Origin of the sequence: Steroidobacter sp., assembly GCF_016790065.1 — a bacterium.
GTDB lineage: Bacteria > Pseudomonadota > Gammaproteobacteria > Steroidobacterales > Steroidobacteraceae > Steroidobacter.
This window is the reverse complement of record NZ_JAEUPY010000253.1, coordinates 1-8,121: the sequence shown is the minus strand read 5'-3', so window position 1 is coordinate 8,121 and position 8,121 is coordinate 1. Positions and strand designations below refer to the sequence as shown.

The 8,121-nt window shown below is 61.0% G+C and carries 6 protein-coding genes; 5 read left to right on the top strand and 1 reads right to left on the bottom strand.

Annotated elements, in window-relative coordinates:
• Positions 1-43: 43 nt before the first annotated feature.
• Entirely contained in the window at positions 44-958 is a 915-nt protein-coding gene (locus JNL55_RS10795; protein WP_293852826.1) for a M55 family metallopeptidase, read from the bottom strand.
• Between the two features lie 244 nt (positions 959-1,202).
• On the opposite strand from JNL55_RS10795, the gene JNL55_RS10790 reads away from it, so the two are divergent.
• The 5 genes from JNL55_RS10790 to JNL55_RS10770 all read left to right on the top strand — a co-directional run.
• Positions 1,203-1,973 (top strand): FadR/GntR family transcriptional regulator, encoded by a 771-nt coding sequence (locus JNL55_RS10790; protein WP_293852825.1) that lies wholly within the window; start codon positions 1,203-1,205, stop codon positions 1,971-1,973.
• Positions 1,970-3,397 carry an FAD-binding oxidoreductase gene (locus tag JNL55_RS10785; RefSeq protein WP_293852824.1) on the top strand — a complete coding sequence of 476 codons (1,428 nt, stop codon included), beginning with the start codon at positions 1,970-1,972 and terminating at the stop codon, positions 3,395-3,397. The genes JNL55_RS10790 and JNL55_RS10785 overlap by 4 nt, the downstream gene beginning before the upstream one ends.
• A gap of 17 nt (positions 3,398-3,414) precedes the next feature.
• Entirely contained in the window at positions 3,415-5,574 is a 2,160-nt protein-coding gene (locus JNL55_RS10780) for a TonB-dependent receptor (RefSeq protein ID WP_293852823.1), read from the top strand.
• A 51-nt stretch (positions 5,575-5,625) separates the two neighbouring features.
• Positions 5,626-6,933, top strand: a complete 1,308-nt coding sequence (locus JNL55_RS10775) for an MFS transporter (RefSeq protein ID WP_293852822.1) — start codon at positions 5,626-5,628, stop codon at positions 6,931-6,933.
• Positions 6,933-8,121: tannase/feruloyl esterase family alpha/beta hydrolase (locus tag JNL55_RS10770; protein WP_293852821.1), on the top strand; the 1,189-nt coding region annotated here is incomplete at its 3' end. The genes JNL55_RS10775 and JNL55_RS10770, both read left to right, overlap by 1 nt.

Here is an 8,121-nt window from a genome sequence, read left to right as displayed (position 1 = left end):
ATTGGGGGTGGCAGGGATCGAGAGTAGCGGCCTGGGCCGACGTTCAGGGATCCATATTCGGATCGTAGGTCATCACGAACTCGAAGAACTTCGAGGTGGCCGGCAGGTCCTTGCCGACGAAGCGCACGGTGTGCGAGTCGAGGCGCTCCACGATGGGCAGGTAGGCCAGCATGTCCGCTTGGCGGTAGCTCTTGAACCGGATGTCCAGGCGCACCGGCGTCTTCACTGTGTACGGCCGGAACGTTTTGATCTTCGACAGCGCGCGCTCGGTGGCGGCGCGAATCTGATCCTTGGCTTCAGCAGGCGTGAGCGTGCGAGCGGAATGGAAGCCATGGGCCCATTTCACGACGGCGCCTTCGACGTTGCCGAGCGAGCCCTGCAGTTCTTTGACGAGTTGATCGTCGCCGCTGACCATGATCACGGGCACGCCGAAATGACCGGCGATAGCAGCGCTGAGTTCGCCTTCACCGACTTGTTTGTCATTGAGGCGCACGTCGGCGAGACGAGCGCTAGAGATAGTGTGGGCGCGCACGCCCGCGAGATTGTGGGTGCTGGTGTGATAGCCGAGCAGGATCACGCCGGCGAAGCTGTTGTCGATGCCTTCCATCATCATCAAAGGCCGCGGCCACGAGCGGACCACGGTGACTTTCTTGGGCAGCTTTTCGATCAACAGATTCTGGCCATTGCCGTGCGAATCGCTGACCACGATTTCAGTCACGCCGGCGGCGAACGCGGTTTCGATCACCGTGTTCACTTCGTCCGTCATGAATTCCCGGAAGCGCCCGTACTCGAAGCCGGTGGGGCCGAGTTGCTGTTCGGTGACGACGCCGGCAACGCCTTCCATATCGGCGGAGATGTACAGCTTGAACGGGGTCTGGGCCTGAGCCGCGGCCAGGCCGGGCACCCAGGCGCAGGCGAGCACCGCCAGGCCAGAGAACAGACGAGCGCAAATTTTCATGCCGATCCTCGAAACGGGTTGTGGTTATGGGGGAGTGAACGGGCCGCCAATCATAAGGGGCCGGCTGACCGGCATCGTTGCTAATCGGCATGCTGGCTAAGCTCCCCGGTCAGGGCGGGCCTATTGGATAGGTTGGGCCCGTTGTAGCAGTGCGATGACCGAAAATTGGCCAATGTAGGCCAAACCTGTTTGACAGGTTGCTCGGGCCGCTGCTAGATTCGCCCCAAGTTCAGGGGGCTGATCAGTGACCACACTGCTTTCCGTGCCGACTTCACCGCGAGTCACGCTGTCCGCGCAGGTGGCCCGCCATCTGCTCGACCTGATCTCCCGGGACAACTTGAAGCCCGGCGACGCCGTGCCCAGCGAAGTCCAGATCTGTAAACAGCTGGGGGTGAGCCGGGGCAGCGTTCGTGAGGCTTACCGGACTCTGGCCGCGCTCGGCATCCTGGAAATCGAAAGTGGCCGACGGCCACGGCTACAACCGATGAGCGCCCATGTGCTCGCGCAAGTTTTCGGTTACGCACTCAACACCGCTCAGGTCAACCCGACGCACGTCATCGAAACTCGACGAGCCATCGAAGTGCAGGGCGCGCAGCTTGCGGCCCGCCACGCCAACGAAGCGCAGAAGCGTTGTTTGCAAGAGTTGATTCAACAGATGCGCTCGGCGCACGGCGATCGCGATCATGCGCGTCGCATGGCCGCCGACATGGCAATTCATACAACGCTGGCCGAAGCCAGCTTGAATCCACTGAATTCATTGTTGTTGGCGGCATTGCGTGAGCCGCTCGAGCAGCTCATGCATATCGATTTGGGCAATCGGCGCAGCGAGTCGGAGTTGCGACGAATCGTCGATGCTCATGAAGCCATCGTCGAGCGGGTGTGTACAGGCGATGCGGTGGGTGCGGGGGCCGCGATGGCCATGCACTTCGATCTCTCGGTGGCATCGATGTCACGAGTGGAGGCGATGGCTGCGAGCGAAGTGCCGACTCTCAATGCCGATAGCATTCCTTCATGAGCGCGTCACTCAAAACATCCAACCGTTTCGAGACCGCCGAGGCGAAAGCCAACGTCGCTCGCGCCATCGAGCAATTGCGGCCGATCTTCGGTGATCGTCTCAGCGTCGGCAGCGCGGTTCGTGAGCAACATGGCCGTGGCGAGGCTTACGCGCAGGGATTTCCGCCGGATGCCGTGATCTGGCCGATCAACACAGCCGAAGTCAGTCGCGTCGCCAAAGTGTGCAATGAATTGCGCGTGCCGCTGATCGCCTTTGGCGCCGGCACCTCGTTGGAAGGTCATGTCAGCGCGCTGTACGGTGGCATTTGCCTCGACATGTCGCGCATGAATCAAGTGCTGGAAGTGCGGGCCGACGACGCCGATTGTGTCGTGCAGCCTGGCATCACTCGCGAAGAGCTCAACGCGTACCTGCGCGATACCGGCTTTTATTTTCCCATCGATCCGGGCGCCAACGCGTCCATCGGCGGCATGATTTCCACGCGCGCTTCGGGCACCAATACCATTCGCTACGGCACCATCGCTCAGAACGTGATGGCGCTCGAAGTGGTGCTGGCCAACGGTGAAGTCATTCGTTGTGGCAATCGTGCGCGCAAGTCGTCGGCCGGGTATGACTTGGTGCGCTTGTTCACTGGATCGGAAGGCACGCTCGGCATCATCACCGAGGCGACGCTGCGCTTACATGGTCAGCCTGAAGCCGTTGGCAGCAGCGTTTGCGCGTTTCCCGATCTGCGCGGTGCGGTTGATACTGTCATCGAATTGATTCAATCGGGCGCGCCGGTGTCTCGCATCGAATTCCTGGATGAAGTGCAGGTGCGCGCTTGCAATGCTTACTCGAAGTTGTCGCTGCCCGAGCAGCCCACGCTGTTCATCGAATTCATGGGCACGGCTGCCACAGTCACCGAGCAGTTCGAACGAGCCGTCGACGTGGTCAAGTCACACGGCGCCACCAGTCTAGATTGGGCCTTCGACGAACAGCGACGCGCGGCGCTGTGGAAGGCGCGGCATTCGGCATATTTTGCAGCTCGTGCATTGCGACCGGCGACCGATTGCATCGTCGCCGATGTGTGCGTGCCGATCTCACAATTGGCCAATTGTGTCGCCGAAACCCGTGCCGAGATCGACGCAGCAGGATTGCTCGCGCCCATCTTGGGTCACGTAGGCGACGGCAATTTCCACGTATTGTTTCTAATCGATCCGAGCAATGAGGATGAGCGCACCCGCATGGAGCGCGTGTACGACTCCATGATTGCGACGGCACATCGTCTCGGTGGCACGTGCACTGGCGAGCACGGCATCGGCCTCGGTAAACGCGACAAGTTGATTGCGGAGTTCGGCGCCCCGGTGGTCGAGCTCATGCGCAAACTCAAGGACGCCTGGGACCCGAACGGAATCTTGAATCCGGGAAAAGTGTTCGAACTGAACTAAGCCTTTTTGGGGGAATCATGCGAGCGAAATTAAGCCGGGCCTGGTCCGGAGGGGTGAGTCACGCCTCGTGGTTTGCACCGATGGTCTCGCTGGCCATCGCTGCGCCGGTCAATGCGCAAGCACAGTCGACGGAATCGGCAGAAAGCATCGAGCAGGTCATCGTCACTGCTCGTAAGCGCGATGAGTCATTGCTCGACGTGCCCATTTCCATCTCTGCCGTCACCGAAGACATGATGGCGCGCAACTCCATGCGCTCGGTCGCGGATGTCGCGCCGACGGTGCCTGGATTGAATGTGAATTCGGATAGCGTGGGTCGCGCGTTCGTTTCCATTCGCGGCATCGGCACGGCGCTGCAAGCCGGCGTGCAACCGGGCATCGGCATTTTCCAGGACGGCATCTATGTGCCGGCGACATCGTATGTGAACAATCCCACGTTGGATGTGCAGCGAATCGAAGTGCTGCGCGGTCCGCAGGGCACGCTGTACGGCAAGAACACGCTGGGCGGCGCCATCAACATCATCACTCGTCCGCCGTCGGATACTTTCGAAGGCAAAGTGTTTGCGTCGTATAGCGACGGCAATGAGACCGAAGAGTTTGGTGCGCGCGTCAGCGGACCGCTGGGCGATTCAGTGCGAGCCAAGCTGGCGGTGGCCAGTCGCGATTCCAACGGCTTCTTCACCAACAAGCTGATCGGCGGCGCCATCGATGCGTCCGACAGCGATCAAGCGAATCTCACCGTCGTCTGGGATGCGAGCTCCGATGTTCGACTCACCGTCAACGGCTATTACCTGGACTTCACCGGCGGCACCACCAACTACAATCATGTGAGTGGGCCGACCGACTATCGCGACAACATGCGCATGAATGTGAACGGCGAGACCTCGTTCACTTATAAAGGTGGCAGCGCCAAGCTCGAACTGCCGCTGTCGGGCTTGAACACCACGCTGACCGCCATCGGCGCCTATGACAGCCGCGATCAAAGCAGTTCCACCGACGGCGACTTCCTGTCCTTGGATATCGTGCGCTCGAGCGGCGATGGCAAAGACGAAACCTATACGGCCGAGCTGCGCTTCGACACGACGTTCAGCGACACGTTCTCCACGTTGATTGGTTTGTACGGCAGCCGCGAGAAGTCGACGGCGATCTCCCGTGCGCGGCTCGTGCCGCTCGCTCGAGTGACCACGACGACGGCGGAGCGAACGGGCGACACCTATTCGATCTTTGGTACCGCGTTGTGGCGCTTCGCGCCCGAGTGGGAGTTGTCGATGGGGTTGCGCGTCGATGAAGAGTCGCGCGATCAGGATAGCTTCCTAACGTCGACGGCCGCGCCCGGTGTCGTGCTTCGCGATCCGAGCCGTTCCATCGACTCGTCTGAAGTCGAACCACGCGTTTCGTTGACGCGCTTCTTCGGTGAAGGCCGGATGGTCTATGCCTCGGCCGCGAAAGGCTATCGCGGCGGCGGCTTCAACGCCGCGAGCGTGCCGGCGCAGTTCTCCACCTACGACGGCGACACGGTGTGGACTTATGAGCTGGGCGGCAAGATCAGTTCCGCCGGCGGCCGCTGGTCGCTCTCATCCGCGCTGTACTACAACGACTACCGCGACTTCATCGGCCAGAACGCGCTGATCGTCGGACCCGGTGGCGGTCTGGTGTCCATCGATCTGAACCTGGGCGATGTCGAGTCGTACGGTTTGGAGACCGAGTTGGTCGCCAAGCTCACTGACATCTGGACGGTTCGCGGCAGCCTGACGCTCATGCATGCGCGCATCACCGATCAGCGCGGCTGGATTGCGGTGACCGGCAACAAGTTGGCCACCGAACGGTTGTTGTTCCAGCCGGATTGGAATGCGAGCTTGAGCTCGGATGTGACCGTGCCGGTGGGCAACGCCGAAGTGGATTGGAACTTGTCGGTGGTGGGCAAGGGCAGCCGGCCGGGCTCGAGCTTCGATCCGGTGACGCCGTCCATCATGGAGAAGTACACGGTGGTGAATACTTCGCTGAGCTACAAGCACGGCGGCATCACCGCCAGCGTGTTCGCCAATAACCTGTTCGACGAAGAGTATTTCGAGTCCTTCATCGATGGTTCGTTACTCCAGGCGCTGGGCTTGTTGAATCAGGATCTGGGCATTCTGGGCGCGCCCCGAAATGTCGGCGTCCGCGTTCAATATGAGTTTTAATCGCGGCCAGGAAGCGGGGCCCAAGGGTGGGCCCCTTCTTGGGGAACATCGATGACTCAATCGCTCGACAGCGGTAACGGCAGCACGGCGCTACGTAAGGTGGCTTGGCGCCTGATTCCATTCCTCGGGCTGTTGTACTTTTTTGCGTTCCTGGATCGGGTCAACGTCGGCTTCGCGGCGCTGACCATGAATGCCGACCTGGGATTGTCGGCCACTGCGTTCGGCATCGGCTCGGGCATTTTCTTCCTCGGTTACATTCTGCTTGAGGTGCCGAGCAACGTCATGCTCGAGCGTTTCGGTGCGCGGATCTGGATCGCTCGCATCATGATCAGTTGGGGCGTGCTGTCCGCGGCGATGGCGTTGGTGGAAGGGCCGAAGAGCTTTTACACCGTGCGTCTGCTGCTCGGTATCGCCGAGGCCGGCTTTTTCCCCGGCATCATTTTTTATCTCACTTGTTGGTTCCCCTCGCAGCACCGAGCGCGAATCATTGCGCTGTTCATGATTGCGCTGCCCATGTCGAGCGTCATTGGCGCGCCGATCTCGACATCGTTGCTCGGCATTGAAGCCGGCGGGCTGAAGGGCTGGCAGTGGATGTTTGTTTTGGAGGCCGTGCCGACCATCATCCTGGGATTCCTGGTGCTGGCGCTATTGCCGGACAAGCCGGCCGATGCCAAATGGCTGAGCACCGACGAGAAGAAATGGCTGCAGAACGAGCTGGCTCGCGAGCACGTTGACAGCCCGCACGGTCATGTCAGCAGTCTTCGCGAAGCGCTGACGAATTCACGCGTGTGGCGCAATGGCTTTGTCTATTTCTCGATTCTGGTGGGGCTGTACGGCTTCAGCTTTTGGTTGCCGCAAATCATTGCTTCGCTGGGCCACATGACCAATGTCGAAGTCGGTCTGGTCACCATGATTCCATACAGCTTGGCGTGTATTGGGTTGGTGCTGTGGGGGCGACATTCGGACGCTACTGAAGAGCGCTCGTGGCACGTGGCGTTGCCGTCGCTGCTCGGAGCCGCCGCGCTCACGGTCAGCGGCTGGACTACTGCGCCTGTCATTGCATTCTCCGCGCTGTGCCTCGCGGCTGTTGGTATCTATTCGGGCTTGCCCGCGTTCTGGGCATTGGCGAGTCGCGGCTTGCAAGGTGCGGCCGCAGCCGGCGCCATCGCGTTGATCAATTCGTTAGGAAATATCGGTGGCTTCCTTGGGCCCGCAGCCATCGGTTTCGTCAAGTCCTATACAGGCACCTACGCCGCGAGCTTGCTATTCATCGCCGTCGTTCTGGCGATCGGCGCGGCCGTCACGATTTGGGATCGCGCCCGCGAGCAGCGGGCATTGGCAATGGTGAGGCAAACCTGATGCGAAAGTGGATCCTGTCCGGCGCGACACTGTGCTTGGCGCCTTGGTTTGCTCATGCCAGCGACCAGTGCGTGGCGCTCGCCAAGTTCGAGATGGCGAATGTCAGCATCACCAGTGCGACTTCGCAGCCGGCAGGAACCTTCACCTCGGAAGCTGGGCAGAAGATCCCGGGCCTGCCGGCGTTTTGTCGGGTGGTGGGCGTGGCGACCCCGACACCGCAATCCAAGGTCGGCTTCGAAGTGTGGTTGCCGGAGCAGAATTGGAGCGGCCGTTACGTGCAAGCGGGCAACGGCGGCCTGGCGGGCATCATCTTTCATCCCTTGCTAGCGCAGTTGTTGCAGCGGGGGCATGCGACGGCCTCGACCGACAATGGCCATCAGGCAATTCCCATCGATGGCACCTGGGCCATCGGCCAGCCTGAGAAGGTTCGCGATTTCGCCGAGCGTGCAGTTCACGTCACGAGCGACATTGCGAAGGCGGTTGTCGCGCGGTTTTATCAGAAGAAGGCGGACCGCTCCTATTTCTACGGCTGCTCGGAAGGTGGCCGTGAGGCCTTGATCGCCGCTCAGCGCTATCCCGAAGCTTTCGACGGCATCGTCGCCGGTGCTCCGGCGTCGCATTGGACAAATCTGATGACCAGCTTCGTGTGGCGCGGTCAGGCGCTTCACGGCACCAAAGAAGGTTACATTCCCGAGAGCAAGCTGCCGTTCATTCAAGCGGCGGCCATGAAGGCCTGCGACGCGAAGGATGGCGTCGAAGACGGGCTGGTGTCCGATCTGTCATGTCGCTTCAATCCACGCGAACTCGAGTGCAAGGGCGCTGAAAGCGATCAGTGCCTGACCGGCGCGCAAGTGTCGTCATTGGAGCGCTTGTACGGCGATCTACGGGACCCAAAGACGAATGTGTTGATCGCACCGGGCTACGTGCCCTCGGGCGAGAACGAAACCGGCCCGATTGGCGGCGGCGTTCGTCAGTATGCATTCGGCGCGGCGCCGGGGCAGAGTTTGCAGGTCGCATTCTCCACGGGATATTTCGGCGGCTTCGTGTTCGAGCGTCGCGACTGGGATTTTCGTACCTTCGATTTGACGCGGGACTTGCCCACTGCGCGGCAGAAGCTCGGCGCGCTGATGGATGCCACCAATCCGGATTTGACCAAGCTGCGTAAGAGCGGCGGCAAGCTGATTCAGT